The sequence below is a fragment of the Gilliamella sp. B2969 genome (genome assembly GCF_026536195.1).
In the GTDB taxonomy this organism is placed as follows: Bacteria; Pseudomonadota; Gammaproteobacteria; order Enterobacterales; family Orbaceae; genus Gilliamella.
The window spans coordinates 44,425-68,002 of sequence record NZ_JAFNOP010000002.1; the positions used below are offsets into that span (position 1 = coordinate 44,425).

The window sequence follows — 23,578 nt, forward strand, 5'->3', positions numbered from 1 at the left end:
TTAAATATTTGTAAACACTATTTAGGTGCCTTGGTTGTTTTATTTTTCTGTTTAAAAATAGAATCATATGTACCAATTTCAATGAAAAATTCGCTACATTGTTGGTAATTTAAGTTATATTTTTAACCGTTAATAGCTTTATTTAATGATAGGCATGAATGTACTTTAATTAAATAATTTAAATTAGCATTCCTAAATTTTTCATCCAATTTACATAATTATCGGCACTTTTTTCGATATCGTTTTGTGTAATTTTATCTGGGTAGTTTGGCTCATTATTTGCGCCATAAATCGCAAAAAGGGGCTGATAATCAGCTTGAACATAATTCATTGTTAACTCAAATGGTCTTAGAATTTGCTCGAGCGTATATTTATACTGTCCCGATTCGCAGTAGTCAGCTTTTTTTATGCCCGCTGAAACCGCTAATCCTACTTTTTTATTTTTTAATTTATTTCCCGAAGAACCAAATGCCCAACCATAAGTCATAACCTCATCGAGCCACTGTTTTAATAATGGCGGACAATTAAACCAATATATTGGAAATTGAATAACTAAGTTTTGATGATTTTCAATTAAGTTTTGCTCAAAACTCGGATCTATTTTATGTGAGAGGTAGTGTGAATAAAGATCATGTAGGGTTATTTGATCATGATATTGATTTAATCTATTAAACCAACATCGGTTAACCTTTGAAGAAGCTAAATCTGGATGAGCAATAATCACTAAAGTCTGTTTCATTGTAAATATCTCTTATCTATTTATAATTGAGCCATAATAGTCTTGATACCATTATTTTTAAAGTACGGTAATTACAGTTATGTACTATCGTTAGGGAGAGTGTAAACATGGAAAATCATCATTGTGCCGAAGATCATTTTGAGAATAGTGGATTTAATTACACACTTTCAATGATTCGAGGTAAGTACAAGATTGTTATTCTTTATTGGTTAAACGAAAATCAACCATCAATGCGATTTAATGAACTTAAACGGAGTATCAATAACATTTCGTTTAAAACGCTAAGTAATACTTTAAAAGAGATGGAAAGGGATAAATTGATTTTCAGAAAAGAATATCCGCAAATTCCCCCTAAAGTGGAATATGGGTTATTAGACCGAGGTAAATCTTTGGTACCGATTTTAGATATGCTTTGCCAATGGGGAAATAACCATAAAAATGACACATTAACATAATTCAAGATAACTTTATTCGCCGACGGAGTCGGCGTGTTTCTATGGTTAGATGCAAAAATCTTTAATCAAATTTTCAATCGTTACTTTTGTTGGTTTTATAAAGTCCATTGAAATAAACTCGTCTGGTTGATGAGCTTGTTCAATCGAGCCAGGACCTAAAACTATGGTTGGCGCAATTTGATTTAAATAAGGCGCTTCAGTACTGTAATTGACAGTTTGTGCTTGATGACCCACTAAATTTTCAATGTGCTGCAATGCAGGGTGATCTTTTTTACATTCGTATCCTGGAATGGGTGATACTTCATATTCTACTGAAATACGATTAGGGTATTTATCCATAACGGGTTTTAATGCTTCACATAGCGCATTATATAATGTGTCAACATCATTATCTGGTAATACCCGAATATCAATAATTAATTCACAACAGCCACAAATGCGATTAGCCGCATCACCGCCATGAATCACACCTAAATTCAAGGTAGGATAGGGCACACTAAAGCCATCATTATGATATTGTTCTTTGAATTTTTGTTTAAGGATTAATAGACGTTCAATAGCTAAATGCATCACTTCAATTGCATTAATGCCTTTGTCCGGATCGCTTGAGTGCCCAGACTTACCAATAACTTTAATTGAATTGGATAAAAAACCTTTGTGAGCTCGGATAGGAATTAATGATGTGGGTTCGCCAATAATTGTGCAATCAGGTTTTAATTGAGTTTGTTTAGCAAAAAATGAAGCACCAGCCATTGAGGTTTCTTCATCTGCGGTGGCTAGTACATAAATTGGTTTGGTGAGTTTTTTTAGATCAATATCTCGCAAAGCATCGAGAATAAAAGCAAAAAATCCTTTCATATCAGCGGTACCAAGTCCATATAACTTATTATTTTCTTCAGTTAATTTGAATGGATCTTTTGTCCATTGCCCATCATCAAATGGCACTGTATCACTATGACCACTTAATAATAAGCCACCTTGAGTTTTATTGTTACTATTTGAATACGTTGCGAGCATATTAAACTTATGACGCGTATTTGGGACAGCTTGAATTTCGATAGTAAATCCAAGCTCTTCAAACCAATTGGCTAATTTATCTATGAGTGGTTTATTGGAATAATCTAATTTAGCATTGGTTACATTACTAATGGTTGGAGTCGAAATAAGTTCGTTATAAAGTGTTAAAAAAGAAGGAAGTGTCATAAAAATCACCTTGTGAAAAAATCTTAATGTCGAATAATCGTTCTCGCAAGCATACCACTTACATTATCATTTTCCTATATACAACTAAATGGTTTCATTAATTATTTTATAAGATGAATTTCAATTTTATAAAGTTTTAGTCAGATAATATTAAACGTTATAGTCGATAACGTGCTTTGATACAAAAATAGTTAATTTGTAGATAGCGGATTAATACATTATTTGAAATAAATTAGATAAATCCATGGCGTAGATAATAAATACGTATTTATCAAAGAGGGTTAATTTACCAATAATTGATTAATAAGCTTTCTGAATTGAAGTACACTTTTCTTTATGATTACTCATGTTTTTTAAACATCCTTGATGTTTTAAATTAAATTTTTTAGCTTTTACTGCCTTTGTTTTTATAGTTGATTTTATTTATAAAAAACATCTGATATTATTTAACCCATGTCGATGCATTATGCATATAAAACAGACATTAACGTTATGAAATTTATAATATAAATAATCAGTTTAAAATGGGATGTAGGTCATGAAACAAATAAGTAAGAAATGGGGTCTTATTGTTGTTGTCGTTGTTATTGGTGGTGGTATCTTGTGGCAACAATTAAAAACTGATGGATTTGGCCCAGATTTTGTAAGTGGCAATGGTCGTATAGAGGCGACAGAAATTAATATTTCAACAAAGCTTGCTGGCAGAATCGAGAAAATTAGTGTTAATGAAGGTGATTTTGTTAAAGCAGGCCAACCATTAGTTATTATGCAAACCAATACCTTGCAAGCTCAATTGAACGAAGCACAAGCTCAATATCGACAGGCCATAAGTAATGAAGCAAGTTCCAAAGCCCAAGTCTCACTAAAAATGAGTGATAAAGTCGCTGCTCAAGCTGATGTGAATCAACGGGAAAGTGATCTCGATATTGCTCAAAAGCATTTACAACGAACAACAACTCTTTACCAAAAAGGGGCATTATCTATCCAACAATTTGATGACGATACCGCAAAAGTGAATAGTGCAAAAGCGGCGTTAGATTCTGCAAAATCCCAAGTGACAGCCGCTGATGCTGCTATTGAGGTTGCTCAAGCAGGTGTGGATAGTTCTCATTCAGCGATTAATGTTGCTAGTGCTAATATTACAAAAATTCAAGCAGATATAGATGATAGTACATTAACCGCCCCTGTTGATGGGAGAATTCAATATCGTATAGCACAAGTTAGTGAAGTATTGCCTGCCGGTGGAAAGGTTTTGAATCTGGTTAATTTATCCGATGTTTACTTAACTTTCTTTTTACCCGAAACCATAGCTGGAAAAGTAGCGATTGGTGATGAAGTTAGATTAGTCTTAGATGCGCTTCCAGATGTTGCGATTTCGGCTAAAGTTTCATTTGTCTCTAGTGTGGCACAATTTACCCCTAAAACTGTTGAAACCAAAGATGAGCGTCAAAAATTAATGTTCAGAGTTAAAGCTCAACTAAGCCCAGAATTATTACAATGTTATCTTACTCAAGTTAAAACTGGTGTGCCTGGCGTTGCTTGGGTACGGATCGATCCTAAAACTCCGTGGCCAGCTAAGTTATCTGATGTTGCTAAATGTCCAACTAAATAATTGGAGATAGCTCATGTCAGAATCAGACAATAAAGATTTATCTATCGCTCATAATGTTAAATCGATAGATGACGCAGTGGTAACCGTTTCAAATGTGACGTTGCATTATAAAAAAACCTGTGCGTTGAATAATGTGAGTTTACAAATTCCACCAAAGTGCATGGTAGGATTGATTGGACCTGATGGGGTAGGTAAATCAAGTTTATTGTCACTCATTGCTGGTGCACATGTTATTCAAGAAGGGTTGGTGTATGTTTTAGATGGTGATATGCACGATAAATCACATCGCAATAAAGTTTGTACCCGTATTGCTTACATGCCTCAAGGCTTAGGTAAAAATTTATATCCAACATTATCCGTTGAAGAAAATTTACAATTTTTTGCTCGGCTTTTTGGTAATGATGCGGCCGAACGGCGACGTCGCATTGATGAATTAACGCATAGCACAGGACTTTATCCATTTTTATCCAGACCTGCCGGTCGTTTATCCGGTGGGATGAAACAAAAAGTTAGTTTATGTTCTGCTTTAATTCATGATCCTGATTTATTAATTCTTGATGAGCCTACAACAGGGGTCGATCCGCTTTCACGTGCTCAATTTTGGCAACTGATTAACAAAATTCGTTCGCAAAGACCACAAATGAGCGTGATTGTAGCTACTGCTTACATGGATGAAGCACAAAATTTTGATTGGTTAGTTGCTATGTATGGCGGAAAAATCCTTGAAACTGGAACGCCTCAATCGCTATTAAACCAAACTGGAAAAGATAATTTAGATGATGCTTTCATCCAATTAATGCCAGAAGATGCAAAACAAGGTTATCAACCCGTCGAAATTCCACCCTTAGATCTTTCAAAAGATTTACAAGTAGCCATCGAAGCAAAAGATTTAACTAAACAATTCGGTGATTTTATCGCGGTTGATCATGTTAATTTTTCGATTAAACAAGGGGAAATTTTTGGCTTTTTAGGATCTAATGGTTGTGGCAAATCAACAACCATGAAAATGCTTACTGGTTTATTACCGATTTCGTCAGGGCAAGCATGGTTATTTGGTAAGCCAGTTGATGCCAGTGATATTAATGTCAGGCGCCACTTAGGTTATATGTCACAAGCTTTTTCATTGTATAGTGAATTGACGGTTGAACAGAATCTTGTGTTGCATGCTCGCCTATTTGGTATCGCAGAAAGCAAAATACCAGAACGCGTTGAACAATTAGTTAAACGTTTTGGACTTGAACAACATAGGCAAAGTTTACCTGATAGTTTACCTTTAGGCGTTAAACAGCGGTTATCACTCTCTGTTGCTGTTGTGCATAATCCTGAAATTCTTATTCTCGATGAACCCACTTCAGGTGTCGATCCTATAGCCCGTGATGACTTTTGGCGTTTAATTATTGAATTATCAAGACAAGATAAAGTTACTGTCTTTATTACTACCCATTTTATGAACGAAGCAGCAAGGTGCGATAGAATATCGTTAATGCATGCTGGTAAAGTATTAGCAAGTGATACCCCAGATAATATTATTGCGTCAAAAAAAGCTAAAACACTAGAAGAAGCTTTTATTGATTATTTAGTTGAAGCAGGTGCGGATGATAGTCATTCCGATGAAAATTCAGCAACGAATGCTAAAACGGTTACTAATGATCAAGATCATACTCAAGAGCAGCATCACCTTCGAGGCTTCAGCTTTACTCGCATGATTGGTTGCTTATGGCGTGAAACTTTAGAATTATCACGTGATCCACTTCGCGCATTATTAGCCTTGTTAGGATCAGCGATCTTAATGCTCGTGATGGGATATGGAATAACGATGGATGTTGAGGATTTACGCTTTGCAGTATTAGATCGTGATCAGAGTGAGCTTAGTCAAAATTACACGCTTAATTTGTCAGGATCTAAACGCTATTTTATAGAACAGCCTCCTTTAACTGACTATAATGATATGGATGCAAGATTACGCAGCAATGAGATAGCGCTAGCTATTGAAATTCCACCAAATTTTGGTCGAGATGTGCAACGTGGTGATCCCGTTGATATTGCTATATGGATTGATGGTGCTATGCCAATGCGAGCTGATACCATTAAAGGCTATGTTCAAGGCATGCACCTTGCTTGGTTAAGTGAAAAAAACAAAGAAAGCTCCAGTTCACAATCATCCAGCTTAGCTAATATTGAAACTCGATATCGCTATAATCCCGATATTAAAAGCTTACCATCGATGGTACCAGCCGTTATTCCAATTTTATTGCTAATGATTCCTTCTATGTTGGCGGCATTATCTGTCGTTCGTGAAAAAGAGATGGGCTCAATCATTAATTTATATGTCACGCCGGTAACACGGGCTGAGTTCTTATTAGGTAAACAAGTTCCTTATATTATTATTTCTATGTTTAGCTTTCTATTGCTATTGATTATGGCAATTACAATATTTGGGGTGCCAATTAAAGGTAGTTTGTTTACTCTATGTTTAGCTGCTTTTGCTTATTGTATTATTTCTACAGGATTTGGATTGTTAGCATCAACCATAACACGCAGTCAAATTGCCGTTATCTTCTTAACTTGTGTTGGAACCATGCTACCTGCTATACAGTTTTCTGGATTGTTAAATCCCGTCGCCTCGTTAGAAGGGAGTGGTCGATATATTGGTGAAGTTTACCCTACAACCCATATGCTAATTATTGCGCGTGGGATATTCAATAAAGCATTAAATTTTGTTGATTTGCATAACTCTATTTTGGCTTTATTAATTACCATTCCAATAGTGCTTGGTGCTAGTATTTTTCTGCTTAAAAAGCAGGAGGGGTAGATCTTATGCAAACGTTAATGAACATTTATCGTCTAGGTATAAAAGAACTATGGGGATTATTACGCGATCCTATTATGCTCTTATTAATAGCCTATTGTTTTACCTTTGATATTTATATTGCTGCAACTGCGACTTCAGATTCCTTACATCATGCGTCAATTGCGATTGTTGACGAAGATGACTCGCCCTTGTCCAGGCAAATTACTGCGGCGTTTTATCCACCTATGTTTAATAATCCTGTTAAATTATATTCAATGAAGGATGTGGATCGGGGTATGGATACGGATAATTATACCTTTGCATTAAATATTCCGCCTAATTTTCAACGAGATGTACTTAATAACCAAAATCCAGAAATACAACTTAATATTGATGCAACGCGAATGGGACAAGCTTTTGTTGGTAATGGTTATATAACACAAATTATTACAGGTGAAATTACTGAATATGTGAATCGTTATAGCAAAGCGACAAATCTACCCGTTAACATTCAAGTGCATACCGCTTTTAACCCAAACTTAACCCGATCATGGTTTGGTTCTGTTATGGAAATCATTAATATAGTCACTACGTTATCGATTATTTTAACGGGGGCAGCTTTAATGCGAGAAAGGGAACATGGCACCATTGATCATCTTCTTTCTATGCCTGTCACACCATTTGAAATTATGCTTTCTAAAATTTGGTCAATGGGATTAGTTGTGCTGGTTTCAACTTGGGTCGCTTTATTATTGGTTGTACATAGTTGGTTAAGTGTACCTATAGCAGGTTCAATCAGCTTGTTTCTTATTGGTGCTGCTTTACATTTATTTGTGACAACGTCACTTGGTATCTTCATGGCAACAGTAGCAAAATCAACAGCTCAATTTGCGATGTTGCTTATCTTAATTTTGTTACCATTACAAATGTTATCAGGCGGAAGCACTCCTCGAGAAAGTATGCCAGAGATTGTTCAAAATATTATGATGATTGCGCCAACTACTCATTTTGTTGAGTTAGGACAAGCTATATTATATCGTGGGGCTGGTCTAAGTGTGGTGTGGACTTCTTTCGCGTGGTTATTAGCTATTGGTAGTGTGTTTTTTATCATCTCCCTCAAGCGTTTTCGAAAATCAATTGTCAATATGGGATCGTAATTACATATTTTATACCCCAGTTTCTGGGGTTAATAACATAAACCCATTGATTACCTTAACATTTCACATTGTGATTATTCAAAAAATTACTATTATTGAAATATATAAATGCAATTAAACTTTCTTTACCAAATTGTGTTTCATCTTTTTATTACTGTTATGCTATTTTAAAAAAATAGCTAGTCCAGCTCGTATTTATTAATACATTAATTTCTTCAAATAAATTAATGTATTATCTATGGATTTAACTTGTGTAAGGGTGTTTTTTATGGTATTATATAGTGGTAAAGCAGGCAGCAGGCAGCAGGCAGCAGGCAGCAGGCAGCAGGCAGCAGGCAGCAGGCAGCAGGCAGCAGGCAGCAGGCAGCAGGCATACATTTGTTGTATAACAAACAGTCTGTCATTGAAAAAGGCTATTGTTGTAAATTATTTTATTCTTTTCTTAAAAATCTTGATCAAAAATTAATACGCTTACTTTATCGTCTTATTGTCCATCACTTTTGTCACAAAATTAAATTTTGTTTTAAGGTATTTTTACTGTTAGTCATGACATTAATGTTTAGTCAGTTAAGTTATGCGCTAACTTCAAAAACGGTACAAATAATTCAAGGTAATAAACCCTATCTAGATTTAGATGATTTGTTTAGTTTCAAAGCACCGATAACTAAACAAGGCGTTATTAATATCACGCCTTCAAAATCAAATGAAATACTTTGGGTATCGGCCAATACTAAATTTAATCAGGTCGAAACGAAAGTCATTGCTGACGGGGTGGCAAAAAATATTTCTACCATAGAAGGATTACATTATGGTGATATCGATGGTGATGAATTTACATCAATAAAAGATGTTAATGAAAAACCACCCGTCTTGGGAAAGCTGACAGCTATTTGGCGTTATAAAGATTATGATGGTACGACTAAAACAGTGACCGCAGATCAATTAAATAGCATTATGGATTCATGTCTAAGCCCTTATACTTTAACCATTAGTTCTAATAATATTAGCGTTCAAACAAAATATGGCATTCCCTATATTAATGACTATGGTACTTTCAGCAAAATCTATACAATAAAAGTTGATGAACAACAAATCTGCCATATTAAACCAGGTAGTTTGAGATTTTTTGACTCTTCACGACGAGATCAATATAACACATGTAATTCAACCAATTGTAAATTTGCCAATGGTTATAATCCAGCGGTTTTTCAACCTTATCGTGGTTACTCTCCTACAGCATCAAAAAAATTTCCAACAACAGGATTCAACTACGCAAATTTCACACTCAAAATGAGTAATGCACAGACTGATTATAGTTTTTCTTCAAGTAATCCATCTTTAGCGCCAATTACGAGTGAGGGGGTTGTTACACTTAGATCTGACAATCGTCCTACTATTCCATTTACCATAACATTAACCGCTAGAACAAAAGTTGGTGCACCGCTCGAACAAAGAACATTTAGCTATACGTTTACAGTGAATAAATGGGCTCGCCCACTTCCGAGTACACAGTATAAAATGTCAGATACCATGAGCTCGGGCGATAATATATTTCCTGCTGCCAATGCTTGTTCAGGAAAACCAAATGGATTAGGTGTTATTAGTGCCTCTGTTGCAGCGAGTTATTTCTATCCAGTTACAGATTTAACCAATGTACCTAGTGCTAAATACGCTGTCACAGGACATGGAACAGGTTCCTTACCTGCATGGATTAAAAATAACGAAGAACGTTTATCAAGAGATATTGATGGTACGTTTGCTGGAGAGTGGGGCGAGTTATATAAAGCTTATCCTAATAGTAACTTTGATACCTCAACAGGTTGTACTTGGACTAATCAAGTATACATGGACAAAATGATGTTTAGTACTGATATTGAAACAGGAGCCATAGGTTATAACTTATTACAGTTAGCACAGGGATGTACACCGATTTGTCGATAAAAATATTGTGAAACTATATACTTAGTTCCTATTTTATAGGAACTAAGTTGTAATGGTTAGTCAGGTGTATTTTTAGATGCCTCATTAGTTGCAAGTTAGTTACTATATAGGTTTAAAGCAAGAGACTTACACCTATATAGTCTTTTTATTGGAGCGACTATTTTGTATACAAACTTAAAAATCGCTACATAGCTGTATGGATTATTAATATTAGATGCGATTTTAATTAGATTTGAAATATTGACTTTCAAAACATGAATAACACAATTGAATAATTGTTCTATTAACAACATCTGCATCTTAATATTTACCATCTAATCATGGTGATAATTTGCAGTGATTTGATTTTTCGACGCTAAAGCCTTTAAAAAGGTCGGTTCTGATTGATTAAGCAATTAACTATCTAGTCTGTGTTTTATATCTCTTAGCAACAAAATTTAAGCAAACGTAAACCATTTATTTATTATTTTATTGAGAATTTTAGTTAATATGTTACTCAAGTTATAAATTGATTATGATGTAAACTTTATGTTTATTTAACTAGTGGTAATTCATCCCAGCGCGTAGTGTAACGTTTACTGAGCAGTTCCCTTTTAATTTGCCAAGGTGCCGTTTTTCTATTACCCCCTAATTGAATGGTATTTTTGCCCATTTTTTGATTAATGTTATCGATTGTTTTCATTAATTGATCACTTTTTTGTTGTAAGTTAGGCGTAAGCTCAGAACTAAATAAATCAGTTTGACAGAAGCTATCTTTTACCTTTAAATCAAGTAACATTACGCCCGCTTTCATAAACAAAAAACCTTTTCTATAAATAGCCTGTAACCCTTTTTGTGCAGTGTGAATAATTAGTCTTGTATCATCAGTTGGTGTTAATAAAGGGACTACAATTGAAGGATTATATTGCATTAAATCTTGACGAAAGCGGTTGGTTTTCAAAAAGACTAGCACCGCATTAGCAATAGCGTTTTGCTGTCTTAGTTTTTCAGCTCCTCGACTGGCATGAATGCGAATGGCTTCTTGTATATCAAATAATTCCCCAGTTAGTTGTCCAAAACTTCGCGATGTCATGATGTTTTGTTTAGGCGTGTTGAGATCATCTAATTCAATGCAGTTGACACCTTGTAGCTCGAGTGCTGTACGTTCAAGTACGACTGAAAATTGTTGTCTAATCTGTTTTAAATTTGCTTGACGTAGATCCCATGCGCTATGAATATTTAACGCTTGTAATTTTTGGGCAATACGTCTACCCACACCCCAAATCTCTTCTACTGGAAATGTTTTTAAAATTTTATCCAATAAAACAGGCTTATCAGGAAGGTGGTAGACTCCTTGATATTTAGCTTGTTTTTTCGCTATATGATTTGCTAATTTTGCTAAAGTGTGGGTTGTTGCAATACCAATACTGACAGGAATACCAGTATCTCGTTTTACAATTGTTCTTAAATTTTGGCAATGTGCTATCACATCGTTAAACCCATTTAATTGAATAAAGGCTTCATCAATGGAGTAGGGTTGAATATCGGCAGTATAATGACCGACTGTATTAAAAACCCGTTGGCTCATGTCGCCATAAAGTTCATAGTTAGAGCTTAATAAGGTAATGTGTTTACGGATTTTGGGTTCAATTCGATATGCGGGCATACCCATTGGTACTAATGGCTTAAGTTCATTTGAGCGAGCAATAACACAACCATCATTATTGGACAAAATACCAATTGGTCTTTTTTCTAGTTTTGGGTTAAAAACTCGCTCACACGAAGCATAAAAGTTATTACAATCAATCAAACCAATCATGTGTTGCCACGCTTTCGTAAGGCGTGAATCGTATGTATTACTACACCCCAAATATGTACCTCTTTACCCGCTAGTGAAATAGGCGGATAAAATTCATTGCCCGATAATAAATGGTGTTGCCCATTAATAATCCCTAAACATTTACAGGTTAATTCACCATCAACTGCGGCGACCACAATATCTTCTATCTGCGGCATTAAAGAGCGATCTACAACTAGCAGATCACCACTATAAATGCCGTAATTAATCATTGAATCGCCTTGTGCTTTGATATAATAGGTTGCGCTTGGATGTTTAACTAAGTGATCGGTAAGATCAAGCTTAGTTTCCAAATAGTCATCCGCTGGAGAAGGAAAACCTGCTCTGACGGGCGTATCAACCAAAGGTAAATGTTTTTTTACTGAACCATCTACCATGCCAAGCACAATAATAGAAACTTTACGCAAGCATACTCTCCTAACATAATTTATCGATACTAACAGAATTACATCTATTTAATTCGTGATAAAAAACGAATAATACTGTATAAATATACAGTTTATTTTTGAGGATTCAATAAAAACTAGTGTAAATAGATCGAAATGGACTAAATAATAGCCAAAAATTAATATGTTTACTGCTAGGTTAGCCGATATAGTAAATGAAAAAATGATGGCTAAATGATCTTAATTTAAATTGAGTTAAACAACGAATAATCGATAATTTGCCTATAAAATTTATGCCTTATCTTTGCGTACCAATAAATAATTTACATTATATTGATTAATCGTTAATTAATTTTAAAGATAATTGTCATAAATACTGTTACCTTTTGATGATTATTTTGCGGTTTTTTTGTAAAATAACAAACCAGCTTAATGATAAATAAATAGATATAAGTCAATTAAATAAATTGATTTATTATCGACTGAACATTTACACCAATAATCTATACTTAGGCTATACTTTAAGGCCTTTTTGTATAGATTTTATTTTTACTATAATTTAACACTCATCTTTTTGATTTTAATAACATTATATTTTATATTGATTTAAAAAAATTCCTTTGACATAAATCGGACTAAGTTTTAATGGTTTTTTCTTTTTTTAAGAATCTTACTAGGGCTTGCTTAACACAAGGTAGATCGGAATAAGCTATAATAGCGCCCAAGTTATAGTGTGACCAATAAAGATGCTGTGGATTTTAATGTTAACCATGTCTTAAATATACCAAGCTTACATCAGGTATGTTCAGCTTTATTGTCTAATTAATTTAATTTGGTTTATAAAAATAAGCGTTCATCCAAAAATCCAACCAAATACCGAATATGTATTTTAAGTAATATTATTTTAGGAGTTTTAAAAAATGAATTTGATTTGGTCTGCCGTTTGGCAAGTTGTAAGTTCTTGTCTTCCCGTTTTTTTATTGATCTTTCTGGGGTGGTTTTGCGTTCAACAAAAAATCTTCACAAAAGATTCAAAAAAACTATTATCTGGCTTGGTATCAAACTTTGTCTTCCCAGCATTACTTTTTGTCCACACTGCCCATGCAAAGCCATCAGAGATATTTAACGGCATTTGGATGATTGCTTTTTTCTGCACAATGTCATTTTTGTGGATAATCTGTTTTTTAACTAATAAATACTTATTGGGTAAAGATTTAAAATCAACCACCATGAATTCAATGTTATGCTGTTTCCCTAATATGGGCGGGATGGGCGTACCATTTTTGACATTAATGTTAGGTGCATCGTCAACCATTTCTGTCGCCATTGCGAATTTTGTTGTGGCTTTATCATTAATTCCAATGACAATTTTCTTATTAGAATTATGTCATACTAAAGTATCTGGCGGTAAAGTAACAGGCAATATGATTTTTAGCGCAGTGAAAAACTCGCTTATGAAACCAATGTTTTTGGCTGTTATTTTAGGGTTAATTGTTAGTGTCACTAATGGTTTAACTTGGATGCCGCATTTTGTGTTTAATACTTTTGATATTATGTCCAATGCATGTAACTTTATTTCACTTATTGCTGTTGGCGTAGGGATATATGGTGTTCAATTAAATTTATCTAAACTATTAGTGGTTAATGTGCTTTTAAAGAGTTTTGTAACTCCCGTTGTTGCATTAATTGCTGTGCATCTTTTTGGACTTAAAGGTATCGAAGCCGAAGAGTTAGTCTTTTTATTAGCGATGCCAACTGCATCAACCGCAGTTATTTTGGCTTACGATTGGGAAGTCGAACAAGAGCACGCATCGAGTATTTTCTTTGCTTCAACAATCTTATCTATCTTTATTTTACCAACGTTATTACTTATTATGGAATTCACTATTCCTGGCGTTCATTAATCATTTAAATAATCTCATCCTCATTTAGCCAAGTGCTAGATGAGGATAGTTTGATTTTTTAACAAAAAAATTCAGATAATTAAAGTTATGCAATACTTTGCTAACAATAAAATTATCAATAATAACAACTGACATCATCGATACTCTTCCTGGCAACAATATGATTGTGAACTAAGGTAATAGGGTATAACAAGTTATAATTCCCGCCAATTATTTGTAATCTATAAGCATCCTCCCAAGTTGAATGCTTTTTACTTGTGAACAGAGTTTATCTTATACTCGTAGCTTCAAACGGATTAAAATTATTAATGAACCTAATAAATTAAAGTGGCACTTATAGCTATTGGCGTACCAACTTGGTTTAGTTATTTAGCTTAGTTTTGATTTTTTTCAATTTGTTTATATGAAAGTATTGAAGGAAATATAGCGAATAAACTACATATAAATGCAAATATAAACGTTGCATTATAACCAAAACTCGACACAATAATTCCGCCTGTAAAGCCAGATAAAAGAATTCCAATATCAAAACACGATTCATAGGTACTTAGAGCAAGACCAATATCTTTATGTGACATACTTTTAATTGCAGGTAAGGCAAGAAGTGGATAAACCATTGATAAGCCAAATCCAGTAAGAAACGATCCTATCATTGCTTGATATGGAGATGATGGAATAGCTATCAGTATTAATCCGAACGATTCAAGAATTAATGAAAAAATCACCATTTTTAGTCCAGAACAATCAGCTTTCCATCCTAAAGTTAGTCTAGAAAAGACATAGCCTATACCAAATAAAGATAATGCAAGAGGGCTTTGTTTTTCCCATCCATTATCAATAAAATATAATACTAGAAATGTTGTAATACTTGCATAACCTATATTTGCTAATGCAAAACCAGTTCCCGCTTTCCAAATACGCTTTATTGCAAATAAAAGTGTTACATGACTAGAATTTTCAGTAATTTGTACAGGCTTAACAATTAAAATAATTATAAACCCTAATGCAGGTATCATTGTCATTATTAAGGTTGATAAGGCTACCCCAGAGTAATAATAAGATAAAGTGCCAAAATAATTACCTATTGCCAGTCCTATAAACATAGCAATTCCAACCCATGACATAATTTTTCCTGCGTGTTCGGGACCAACTAAACCAATTGGCCATGTTCCACTACAAGTAAATATTAGGCTTTCACCTACGCCCATAAATATTCTTGATAAAAGAATAATTAGATAGCCGTAAAGATTGTTACTAATAAACAAAATGACAAATAGAAATAGCACTCCGGAACAAATAGTTAAGCTTAATCCTAAAGTCATTCCTTTACGGGGTCCATATTTATCTGAATATCTTCCGGCATAAACTCTTGAAAAGAGTGTTGAAAGTGATTCAGCAACTACAACTAAACCCACATAAAAAGCAGAATAACCAATAATTTTATTTATATATAATGGTAGTATTGATAAAGATAATCCAAGACTGATAATAGAAAGAAATAGAATACTAGCAATAAGACTAGCACTGATCACAGGGTTCTTTATTTTAATCATTTTTGTAACCCTCATAGATAACTTTATCTTCAAAAAGTTTTAGTCTGTTCTCTAAAAATGCGATTATTGCTTTATATATCATTTTTTTCTCTGCAGAAATTATTGATTCGCGTAAATTATCCAAAGTCATATTATTAATTCTAACTGGCTCCTGATCTATAATAGGACCAGCGTCAACTTCTCCCTTATTTTTAATTAAAATCGATATTCAATACTCAATAAAAAACAACATGTAATAATAAATTTTTTTTACTTTATTTTAATTAATCAAAGTTGTAAATGTGGGAGCAGGTCTTTATAATAATGAAAAAAATTCCTTAATAATGAGTTTAATATGTACAGTCTTAAAGGAATGAGAATATTTATTCATGTAGCTGAGGTGGGTAGTTATGCTGAAGTCGGTCGAATTTTAGGTTTATCTGCATCTGCAGTTGCGAAATGTATAAATAAACTTGAAACAGATCTTGGTACTAGACTTTTTCATCGAACAACTAGAAGTATCGGGTTAACTCAAGAGGGACTTTTTTTTTATAGTCGCGGTAAACACATCTTAAGTTTAATTAATGACACTAATTCCATGATGATGGCTAAATTAGGCGATCCAAAAGGTACTTTACATTTAAATATTCCTCACATTTTTGGGCATGTAATTTTATTACCACTCTTACCAAAATTTAGAAATAATTTTCCTGACATAGATCTCATTATCGACTTTGATGACAATGTTGTAGATATTATTAAAGAAGGGGTCGATGTTGCCATCAGAATAGGAGAACTTAACGATTCTCGCTTAATATGTCATAGCATTGGCGATCAAAATTATGTTGTGTGTGGAAGTACACATTATTTTAAATGCCATGGTACACCTTTATTACCTTCAGATTTGGTTCGACATACATGCATTCATTTTAAACATCCTTCTAATGGACGTTTAGCTAATTGGTCTTTTAAGTCACCCTATGATGCTTTGGATTTACCCAATAATATTGTGTTTAATAATTCATTTGCCTGTTTAAGTGCAACAATCGATAGTTTAGGAATAGCGCATTTACCTGTTTACATAGCTAAAGAGGCTATTCAGTTAGGAAAACTCAAGCCTATTTTAACAGAATTTATGAAGCCACAAGGTAAGTTATCATTAATATGGCCTACAAATCGATATTTATCACCTAAAATTCGGGTCTTTATTGATTTTATAATTGAAGAGTTACAAGCCAATAAACAATTATTAACATTGGACTCACATAGTTTGAATTGAGATATCGAAAAGATTATTTATTAGGGATAAAAAGATTCACATTACAATTCAAAAAAGAATAATATCTTAAACAAAATCTAATCAGAGATTCTCAATCTTATAATAATGCTAACTCAATAACGTAGAATTTTTTATTACAAAAAGTAACAAATGATATTACCTCGACGATAATGATCTTTTCTAAAAAAAATATTATAAAAGTCAATAAAATAAATAATACGAAAAGTAGGTTATTTTTTTATGAAGGATATTCGAATAGAACATTATAAATACACATTATATTTATTGGTGACTGTCTTTGGCTGGGGGATTATGTATCCCGCTTCAAAACATGCGGTATCATCGGGTATAGATGGTTATTATCTTACTGTTATTCGCTACGTTCTTGGTGCTTTTCTTGTAAGCATTGTTCTGCTTGTTATCGAAGGTAAAAAAAGTTATCAAACGGAAGGAAAAGCTTTTCAATTGTGGCTTTTTGGCACAATCGGTTTTGCTGGATTAAACTTCCTAACGTTTATCGGCATTGGTTTTTCATCTGCTGAGCATGCAACAATTATATTAGCGTTAATGCCGATGCTCTCAATGATTTTATCATCTATCCTCAATCACAATATACCTAACATTAAAACAAGTTTATGCACGCTATTAGCTTTTGTAGGAATAGTTTTGGTTATAACGAATGGAGATTTTAATCATCTGATAGCTTCATCAAGCTTTTTAGGTGATGTACTATTGTTGGCCGCTACAATTTGTTGGGTTATTTATACCTATTTTGCAAATATGGTGATGACAAAACACAAATGGAGCGCGTTAAGAGTTACAGCGTTAAGTTCTTCTCTTAGCGTAATAAGTATTATGACGATTACTTTAATTGCATCTTTTTTAGGCTTAGCAAAACTTCCTAGTCTGAGTGTATTTATCACAAGTGGATTTGATATTTTTATACTTGTCATAACCACATTAGTGATCATTACTTGGAATGCAGGTATCAATGGTCTTGGTGCGATTAATGGTATTCTTTTTGTTAATTTAGTCCCTGTCATTTCTTTTATTATTGGTATCTATCAAGGTCATTCTATTTCATATATCGAAATTATAGGTGCGATAATCACTATAATTGCACTGATTTTTAATAATATTTTTATGAGAAAAAATGACAGTAAACAAAAATAAATAAATTCATAATATTAAAAATAAGAAAAACTGCGATGAGAAACAGATTATTTGTTATTATTTTTATTCATCATATTGCTAAACTCGGTTATAAAACTGGTTTTGTGATGATAAGTTCTCATTCTTTTTTAAAACGGTTGTAGATAATGGTTGGAATATAAATATTGGATCAATAAAAAGGGAGTGGATTCTAAAAAAAATAGAACGTCGCTTGCTAAATGTATTCGCACAAAAGTGTAAGCAGGTTTTTTAAGTGATTATTTCTATTTTAATAAATTGAAAAATAGTATTGCCATTGAAGATATTCCTAATAAGAATTAGGAGACGATACTTATCCATAATGGGCATGAAAAACAGATGTAATTTGTGGCAAAATTGATGTATTAATATTTCTTGTAATTCATTACATTGCTTATAAATAAGTTTTTTTGTCAGCAATTAGGCCAAAATATAAAATATTTTGATAGCAGTTAGTATTCATAAATAAAGACAATCCGATGAAAAAACAGTTTAAAACTATGCATATCGCTAGCCTTGAGTTATTTTTAGTGGCAGCAGAAAATGAGAATTTTTCAGTTACGGCTCAATACTTAAATATTACTCCTGCTGCTGTTAGTCGTTCTATTAAAAGACTTGAAGAAAGAATCGGATTTGACTTGTTTTCACGTAGTACACGCCAAGTCAAACTGACTCAGGAAGGGCGTATCTATTATAAGAAATGTTCTGAAATATTCGATATGCTAATTAATGCTGGCCATTCTATTAAAAATGAAAAAAATGCAATTGGTGGTAGATTAAAAATAAGCGTACCAGAGACCTTTTTTAACTATAAAATATCACCTTATCTGGCTAATTTTTCCGAAGAATATCCTAATTTAAAACTTGATTTTCATGTAACTAATAGAAATATTGATTTTATAGCAGAAGAGTATGATCTATCAGTTAGACTGGTACAAGAAAACACCAAGCTAGAGGCTTTTCTCATCAAAAAAAGATTGTTTATTGCTACTACTGGATTATATGCTAGTCCCAATTATCTTGCCAAAAATGGCATGATTGTTTGTCCTGATGAACTAATTAATCATAAATGTATCAATTTTAGCTCAAGCCAGAATAATAAACGATTTCAATGGACATCTTTAAATAAAAATATAGATAAAGACAATATTGAAAATAGCCAAATACAAATCTTTGATAGTATTCAAGCGACTAAATTTTTAGCCTTAAATGATGGCGGTATAGTTCAACTTTTTAGTTTCTCTGTACAAGATGAGTTAGAAAGAAAAGAATTAGTTGAAATTTTGTCTGAGTATAATAAAGAACATACTTGGGAATTTTGCTTTCTTTATCCTTCTACATATAAAAATTCAACTAAACTTAAGATTTTCATCGAGTATTTTACTGATAAAATTAGTAGATAATACTGGTTTTCTATAGCCGCATTTATTCTTTTATTAGTGGAAAAAGGTGAATTAAACTATTAACGTTTTTATTACCTGTTATGCTTATTACATTTGTATGCATGGTTTACTGGAATTTTTTATAAAAACTTTAGCGTTTTAATAAACGATGATGCCCTACAGTTATTAATAAAAAGTTTATTTAGACATGAGGTTAAAAATAGATGCACAACTATAAAGTTTGATGTTACAAAATGAATAATCACTTCCAACTTACTTATTGATATTGGTCTTTCAATTAATTCTGCTAATTTTGTGTCAGTAAATACCTCAATGGATCTCAATTTTAATGATTTTTTTAAAATTAATCTAACAATTAATGATATAACCTTTTGGTTATATTGAGTTTTTACGTTAAAAAAATTCCATCAATAGCAATCATTGACATATTAAAAAGTAGGATAAATGAAAAATTTTCATTAGTGCATGTTGTATTACCTACTTTATCATTGTAGTAAGCTGTTTAATAATAAGCTAACTATAATAACTGAGGTATGAGCTATGAAAAGAACAATAACATTAAATAATGGTATCGAGATGCCTATCTTAGGGTTTGGTGTTTTTCAAATGACCGATAAGAAAGAGTGTGAAACAGCCGTACATGATGCGATTGATTCTGGCTATCGGTTGATTGATACAGCTGCAAGTTACCAAAATGAAACTGAAGTTGGTAATGCTATTCGTGCACATGGGATTGATCGAGCAGAATTATTTATTACCACTAAATTATGGTTGCAAGATGCCAATTACAATGGTGCTAAGGCTCAATTTGAACGTTCATTAAATCGTTTGCAATTAGACTATGTTGACTTATATTTAATTCATCAACCTTATGGTGATGTTCATGGTGCCTGGCAAGCAATGCAAGAGCTTTATTCAGCAGGTAAAGCTCGTGCTATTGGCGTCAGTAATTTTCAACCTGATAGATTAGCTGATTTAACTGCATTTCATTCTATTATTCCTGCCGTAAATCAGATTGAAGTTAACCCATTCCAACAACAGCTTGAAGCCGTGCCTTATATGCAAAAAGAGAGCATAACGCCTCAAGCCTGGGCGCCTTTTGCTGAAGGGAAAAATGGTTTATTTTCGCATCCTGTGTTAGGTCAAATTGCCGTTAAATATGGTAAGACAATAGGGCAAGTGGTATTACGTTGGTTAGCACAACGAGGCATTGCAAGCTTGGCTAAATCTGTGCGTAAAGAGCGTATAGTTGAAAATCAAGATATCTGGGATTTTGAGCTTTCAGATAAAGATATGCAACAAATAGCAGCGCTTGATACAAATACAAGTCAATTTTTTGATCATCGAGACCCGGAAAAAGTAAAATGGTTAACCAGCCGGAGATTAGATGTTTAAATTTTTAGTTATTGAGGCTAATTTGACATAAATGGATTGACAGTTTCTTTGTAAGATTTAACTAATTTTTCCGCTCGTTCAACGAGTTTTTGACGTATATGCTCAGGCTCTAAACAAATACATTTATGACCTAAGCTTAGTAAAATGCCATAACTGTAGTCATCATCAATAAAGTTAAAATCTACAAGATACTGTTGTCCATTTAATTTCTTAATATCTTTTTCATCACAAAAATCTAAAATACGTTCCAAAAGCGATTCATCTATTAGCAATTTTATTTTAAAACTCTTTTTTTTCATATCCGCTTGGAATAAAGAGAATGCTTCAGGCGTTGTCTGCTTAATAAATTTTGTGTTTGTTTTTCTAATGTTTGACATTTTTGACAATTTAAATACACGAAAGTCATTTTTAGTTAGACAAAAAGCTTGTAAATACCATTCTTTTTCCTTAAAAATAAGTTTATATGGCTCAATTAAACGTGAGGCTTGTTTATTCCTAACACTTAAATAATCAAACGATAAAAGCATTTGCTCTTTCAGTGCCAGTCTTATAATAGATATTTTGTTATCAATATTTTGTTTAGAAAACCAAGGCGATAAATCAACAATAAGTTGATTTAAGTTATTTGTCACTTCATCAAGTTCTTGTTCTGATAAAAAACTCTTTATTTTCTCGAGTGTTTTTAAATTTTCACTTTCTTTTAAAACCGGTGAAGATAATAAGTTGAGGCCTTTTAATAAAACAATGACATCTTCTTTAGTGAATAGACCTTTACTAATTTTATAATTTTTTAAAATACTTATTCCACCGGCACTTCCTTGATAGGTAATAATGGGTATACCCGCTCCCTCGATAACTTGTATATCTCGGTAAATAGTACGCAATGATACATTTAATTTTTCTGCTAATTCTTTACCAGTTATTTTTTCTCTTTGTAGCAATACCATGATGGTAGTAATTATACGATTAATTTTCATGCTTTATGTTTGCAAAATAATTTAGATTGAATTTTAAATATGACATACAGTTGTCAGCAATGCTACATCAAAATAGAGATAACTAAAATTGATTGAACTAATTTTTATCACTAAAAGGAAAGAAAAATGTTTAAACCTAATAGCGTTATTGTTTATGTCAAAGATGTCGATGCTAGCACAGAGTTTTACACAAAAATACTAGGGAGTCCACCAGCTAAAACTTATCCTGGCTTTGCTGTATTTTTATTGAATGATGGTTTTATTTTGGGACTTCAAGAGGCCGATAAAATAACACCAAAGGCACCTAATCATTATGGGGGATTTGAGCTGTCATTTAGTGATGTAACAAAAAATGAAGTAGATGAGATTTATGCGACATGGAAAGAACTAAACGTCAAAATTGAACTCGAACCTCAAATGCTCGATTTCGGATACACATTTGTAGGAAATGATCCTGATGGTCATCGACTCCGTGTTTGTGCTACCGACACTTCAAAGTTTGAGTGAAATAATATCTTTAGAAATTAAAACCATGGGGACTTCATTTTGTAGCCATAGTTTATGAGGATTTCATTTCATAAAAAAATAGGGTTGAGCACGGGAGCATCTCGTGAATTGGATTTTGCTTAGGAAAAATATGTTTGGGATTGAGGTGATAATTTGAATTGCAAGATACATTAATAATGTCGATGTATTTAAATAAGCTATCGCTTAAACTTCATTTCAGTTCAGAATCAGTAGGCATCAATCAATATCTGAACTTTGCGGACTTTAATAGATTATACAGGATTGTGATATTGGAGCGGGAAACGAGGTTCGAACTCGCGACCTCAACCTTGGCAAGGTTGCGCTCTACCAACTGAGCTATTCCCGCATTAGACGTGTTTTAAATGGTGCCCGGGGCGAGACTTGAACTCGCACGGCCAAAAAGGCCGAGGGATTTTAAATCCCTTGTGTCTACCGATTTCACCACCCGGGCTCAAAACTGCTTACTAAAATGTAATTCGTTTTGAATGCTGTGCATTTTACCTATCTTATGATTTCAGTCAACAGATATTTTTGATTAATTGTTTAATTGTTCAATGTTTAACTTATTGTTGTTTTAATATTGTGTTTTTTGGGGAAAAGGGCGTGTAATTTTGTGAATATAATGGACTATCACAAAATTACACTAAAGCTGGTTTTTAGTGATTTTTAGATAAATTACTCTTCATCCAACAGATCGCTATGTGCTATCCATAAATATTGTAACATGGATATTAAAGTTAAAATTGTTGCTAGAAAAAGAGCTGCAAGACCTGCATAAATAACAATATCACAAGGCCGCCAGAGTAACCAAGTCAAGGCTGTCATTTGTGCGATAGTTTTTATTTTGCCGATTGAAGATACCGCAACATTACCGCGTTTGCCTATTTCAGCCATCCATTCACGTAATGCTGATATGATGATTTCCCTTGAAACAATAATGATTGCAGGAATAGAGATCCACCACGATTGGTAGTATTGAGTAATCAAAACTAAAGCAATAGTGACCATAATTTTATCGGCAACAGGATCTAAAAAAGCACCAAATTTTGTTGTTTGACCTAAACGACGCGCAAGGTAACCATCTAACACATCAGTGACTGCTGCGATTAAAAAAATTAAGGCAGAAAAAAAACCTGACCACTCATGCGGAAATAGATAAAAAGCCATCACAAAAAAAGGAATTAATATAACTCGGAATAAGGTTAAAACTGTAGGGAAATTAATTTTCATGTGACATAAGCTCTTTTT

General features: G+C 33.1%; 19 protein-coding genes and 2 tRNA genes. 12 read left to right on the forward strand and 9 right to left on the reverse strand.

Annotation, left to right across the window (positions count from 1 at the left end):
* Positions 1-178 precede the first annotated feature (178 nt).
* Complete coding sequence (locus J3U66_RS01590; protein WP_267347692.1) at positions 179-739, reverse strand: NAD(P)H-dependent oxidoreductase; 561 nt, start codon at positions 737-739, stop codon at positions 179-181.
* Between the two features lie 107 nt (positions 740-846).
* Between J3U66_RS01590 and J3U66_RS01595 the strand changes: the two genes are divergently transcribed.
* Positions 847-1,194 (forward strand): winged helix-turn-helix transcriptional regulator, encoded by a 348-nt coding sequence (locus J3U66_RS01595; protein ID WP_267347693.1) that lies wholly within the window; start codon positions 847-849, stop codon positions 1,192-1,194.
* A gap of 45 nt (positions 1,195-1,239) precedes the next feature.
* Here the strand turns inward: J3U66_RS01595 and argE are convergent, their stop codons facing one another.
* The gene (gene argE / locus J3U66_RS01600; protein WP_416379705.1) at positions 1,240-2,397 is read right to left on the reverse strand and encodes an acetylornithine deacetylase; all 1,158 of its coding nucleotides are present in this window, start codon (positions 2,395-2,397) and stop codon (positions 1,240-1,242) included.
* Positions 2,398-2,935: 538 nt separating this feature from the next.
* Between argE and J3U66_RS01605 the strand changes: the two genes are divergently transcribed.
* From J3U66_RS01605 to J3U66_RS01625, 5 genes are all read left to right on the forward strand, one after another.
* Positions 2,936-4,009, forward strand: coding sequence for an HlyD family secretion protein (locus J3U66_RS01605; protein WP_267344098.1), 1,074 nt, complete (start codon positions 2,936-2,938; stop codon positions 4,007-4,009).
* A gap of 13 nt (positions 4,010-4,022) precedes the next feature.
* The gene (gene rbbA / locus J3U66_RS01610) at positions 4,023-6,821 is read left to right on the forward strand and encodes a ribosome-associated ATPase/putative transporter RbbA (protein ID WP_267347695.1); all 2,799 of its coding nucleotides are present in this window, start codon (positions 4,023-4,025) and stop codon (positions 6,819-6,821) included.
* Between the two features lie 5 nt (positions 6,822-6,826).
* Positions 6,827-7,957 (forward strand): ABC transporter permease, encoded by a 1,131-nt coding sequence (locus tag J3U66_RS01615; RefSeq protein ID WP_267347696.1) that lies wholly within the window; start codon positions 6,827-6,829, stop codon positions 7,955-7,957.
* Between the two features lie 268 nt (positions 7,958-8,225).
* Positions 8,226-8,423, forward strand: a complete 198-nt coding sequence (locus J3U66_RS01620; RefSeq protein ID WP_267344100.1) for a hypothetical protein — start codon at positions 8,226-8,228, stop codon at positions 8,421-8,423.
* Positions 8,424-8,503: 80 nt separating this feature from the next.
* On the forward strand, positions 8,504-9,898 hold the full coding sequence (locus J3U66_RS01625) for a hypothetical protein (RefSeq protein ID WP_267347697.1): 1,395 nt from the start codon (positions 8,504-8,506) through the stop codon (positions 9,896-9,898).
* Positions 9,899-10,430: 532 nt separating this feature from the next.
* Here J3U66_RS01625 and J3U66_RS01630 read toward each other — a convergent pair.
* Both J3U66_RS01630 and J3U66_RS01635 read right to left on the reverse strand, forming a co-directional pair.
* Positions 10,431-11,696 carry a Y-family DNA polymerase gene (locus J3U66_RS01630; protein ID WP_267347699.1) on the reverse strand — a complete coding sequence of 422 codons (1,266 nt, stop codon included), beginning with the start codon at positions 11,694-11,696 and terminating at the stop codon, positions 10,431-10,433.
* Complete coding sequence (locus J3U66_RS01635; RefSeq protein ID WP_267332860.1) at positions 11,693-12,142, reverse strand: LexA family protein; 450 nt, start codon at positions 12,140-12,142, stop codon at positions 11,693-11,695. The genes J3U66_RS01630 and J3U66_RS01635 overlap by 4 nt, the downstream gene beginning before the upstream one ends.
* Positions 12,143-13,041: 899 nt before the next feature.
* Here J3U66_RS01635 and J3U66_RS01640 point away from each other — a divergent pair.
* Positions 13,042-14,025, forward strand: a complete 984-nt coding sequence (locus J3U66_RS01640) for an AEC family transporter (protein WP_267332859.1) — start codon at positions 13,042-13,044, stop codon at positions 14,023-14,025.
* A 374-nt stretch (positions 14,026-14,399) separates the two neighbouring features.
* Here the strand turns inward: J3U66_RS01640 and J3U66_RS01645 are convergent, their stop codons facing one another.
* Positions 14,400-15,578 carry an MFS transporter gene (locus J3U66_RS01645; RefSeq protein WP_267347701.1) on the reverse strand — a complete coding sequence of 393 codons (1,179 nt, stop codon included), beginning with the start codon at positions 15,576-15,578 and terminating at the stop codon, positions 14,400-14,402.
* A 334-nt stretch (positions 15,579-15,912) separates the two neighbouring features.
* On the opposite strand from J3U66_RS01645, the gene J3U66_RS01650 reads away from it, so the two are divergent.
* The 4 genes from J3U66_RS01650 (at position 15,913) to J3U66_RS01665 (ending at position 20,825) form a co-directional block, all read left to right on the forward strand.
* Positions 15,913-16,836, forward strand: coding sequence for a LysR family transcriptional regulator (locus tag J3U66_RS01650; protein WP_267347703.1), 924 nt, complete (start codon positions 15,913-15,915; stop codon positions 16,834-16,836).
* A 240-nt stretch (positions 16,837-17,076) separates the two neighbouring features.
* The gene (locus tag J3U66_RS01655) at positions 17,077-18,009 is read left to right on the forward strand and encodes a DMT family transporter (protein ID WP_267347705.1); all 933 of its coding nucleotides are present in this window, start codon (positions 17,077-17,079) and stop codon (positions 18,007-18,009) included.
* A 497-nt stretch (positions 18,010-18,506) separates the two neighbouring features.
* Positions 18,507-19,430: a LysR family transcriptional regulator gene (locus tag J3U66_RS01660; RefSeq protein ID WP_267347707.1), complete on the forward strand. Its 924-nt coding sequence runs from the start codon at positions 18,507-18,509 to the stop codon at positions 19,428-19,430.
* A gap of 540 nt (positions 19,431-19,970) precedes the next feature.
* Positions 19,971-20,825 (forward strand): aldo/keto reductase, encoded by an 855-nt coding sequence (locus J3U66_RS01665; RefSeq protein ID WP_267344105.1) that lies wholly within the window; start codon positions 19,971-19,973, stop codon positions 20,823-20,825.
* 17 nt (positions 20,826-20,842) lie between these two features.
* Here J3U66_RS01665 and J3U66_RS01670 read toward each other — a convergent pair whose 3' ends face one another.
* Positions 20,843-21,802, reverse strand: a complete 960-nt coding sequence (locus J3U66_RS01670) for a helix-turn-helix transcriptional regulator (RefSeq protein ID WP_267347708.1) — start codon at positions 21,800-21,802, stop codon at positions 20,843-20,845.
* A 126-nt stretch (positions 21,803-21,928) separates the two neighbouring features.
* Here J3U66_RS01670 and J3U66_RS01675 point away from each other — a divergent pair, with 126 nt between their 5' ends.
* Positions 21,929-22,309, forward strand: coding sequence for a VOC family protein (locus J3U66_RS01675; protein WP_267347709.1), 381 nt, complete (start codon positions 21,929-21,931; stop codon positions 22,307-22,309).
* Between the two features lie 291 nt (positions 22,310-22,600).
* Here J3U66_RS01675 and J3U66_RS01680 read toward each other — a convergent pair.
* The 3 genes from J3U66_RS01680 to pgsA form a co-directional block, all read right to left on the reverse strand.
* Positions 22,601-22,676 (reverse strand) — tRNA-Gly (locus J3U66_RS01680).
* 17 nt (positions 22,677-22,693) lie between these two features.
* Positions 22,694-22,781 (reverse strand) — tRNA-Leu (locus J3U66_RS01685).
* 224 nt (positions 22,782-23,005) lie between these two features.
* Entirely contained in the window at positions 23,006-23,560 is a 555-nt protein-coding gene (gene pgsA / locus J3U66_RS01690; protein WP_267347711.1) for a CDP-diacylglycerol--glycerol-3-phosphate 3-phosphatidyltransferase, read from the reverse strand.
* Positions 23,561-23,578: the final 18 nt, after the last annotated feature.

Excerpts from the sequence above, each read along its gene's own strand:
- J3U66_RS01590 (WP_267347692.1), bottom strand. The coding sequence starts at position 739 with ATGAAACAGACTTTAGTGATTATTGCTCATCCAGATTTAGCTTCTTCA.
- J3U66_RS01595 (WP_267347693.1), top strand. The coding sequence starts at position 847 with ATGGAAAATCATCATTGTGCCGAAGATCATTTTGAGAATAGTGGATTT.
- argE (WP_416379705.1), bottom strand. The coding sequence starts at position 2,397 with ATGACACTTCCTTCTTTTTTAACACTTTATAACGAACTTATTTCGACT.
- J3U66_RS01605 (WP_267344098.1), top strand. The coding sequence starts at position 2,936 with ATGAAACAAATAAGTAAGAAATGGGGTCTTATTGTTGTTGTCGTTGTT.
- rbbA (WP_267347695.1), top strand. The coding sequence starts at position 4,023 with ATGTCAGAATCAGACAATAAAGATTTATCTATCGCTCATAATGTTAAA.
- J3U66_RS01615 (WP_267347696.1), top strand. The coding sequence starts at position 6,827 with ATGCAAACGTTAATGAACATTTATCGTCTAGGTATAAAAGAACTATGG.
- J3U66_RS01620 (WP_267344100.1), top strand. The coding sequence starts at position 8,226 with ATGGTATTATATAGTGGTAAAGCAGGCAGCAGGCAGCAGGCAGCAGGC.
- J3U66_RS01625 (WP_267347697.1), top strand. The coding sequence starts at position 8,504 with ATGACATTAATGTTTAGTCAGTTAAGTTATGCGCTAACTTCAAAAACG.
- J3U66_RS01630 (WP_267347699.1), bottom strand. The coding sequence starts at position 11,696 with ATGATTGGTTTGATTGATTGTAATAACTTTTATGCTTCGTGTGAGCGA.
- J3U66_RS01640 (WP_267332859.1), top strand. The coding sequence starts at position 13,042 with ATGAATTTGATTTGGTCTGCCGTTTGGCAAGTTGTAAGTTCTTGTCTT.
- J3U66_RS01645 (WP_267347701.1), bottom strand. The coding sequence starts at position 15,578 with ATGATTAAAATAAAGAACCCTGTGATCAGTGCTAGTCTTATTGCTAGT.
- J3U66_RS01650 (WP_267347703.1), top strand. The coding sequence starts at position 15,913 with ATGTACAGTCTTAAAGGAATGAGAATATTTATTCATGTAGCTGAGGTG.
- J3U66_RS01655 (WP_267347705.1), top strand. The coding sequence starts at position 17,077 with ATGAAGGATATTCGAATAGAACATTATAAATACACATTATATTTATTG.
- J3U66_RS01660 (WP_267347707.1), top strand. The coding sequence starts at position 18,507 with ATGAAAAAACAGTTTAAAACTATGCATATCGCTAGCCTTGAGTTATTT.
- J3U66_RS01665 (WP_267344105.1), top strand. The coding sequence starts at position 19,971 with ATGAAAAGAACAATAACATTAAATAATGGTATCGAGATGCCTATCTTA.
- J3U66_RS01670 (WP_267347708.1), bottom strand. The coding sequence starts at position 21,802 with ATGAAAATTAATCGTATAATTACTACCATCATGGTATTGCTACAAAGA.
- J3U66_RS01675 (WP_267347709.1), top strand. The coding sequence starts at position 21,929 with ATGTTTAAACCTAATAGCGTTATTGTTTATGTCAAAGATGTCGATGCT.
- pgsA (WP_267347711.1), bottom strand. The coding sequence starts at position 23,560 with ATGAAAATTAATTTCCCTACAGTTTTAACCTTATTCCGAGTTATATTA.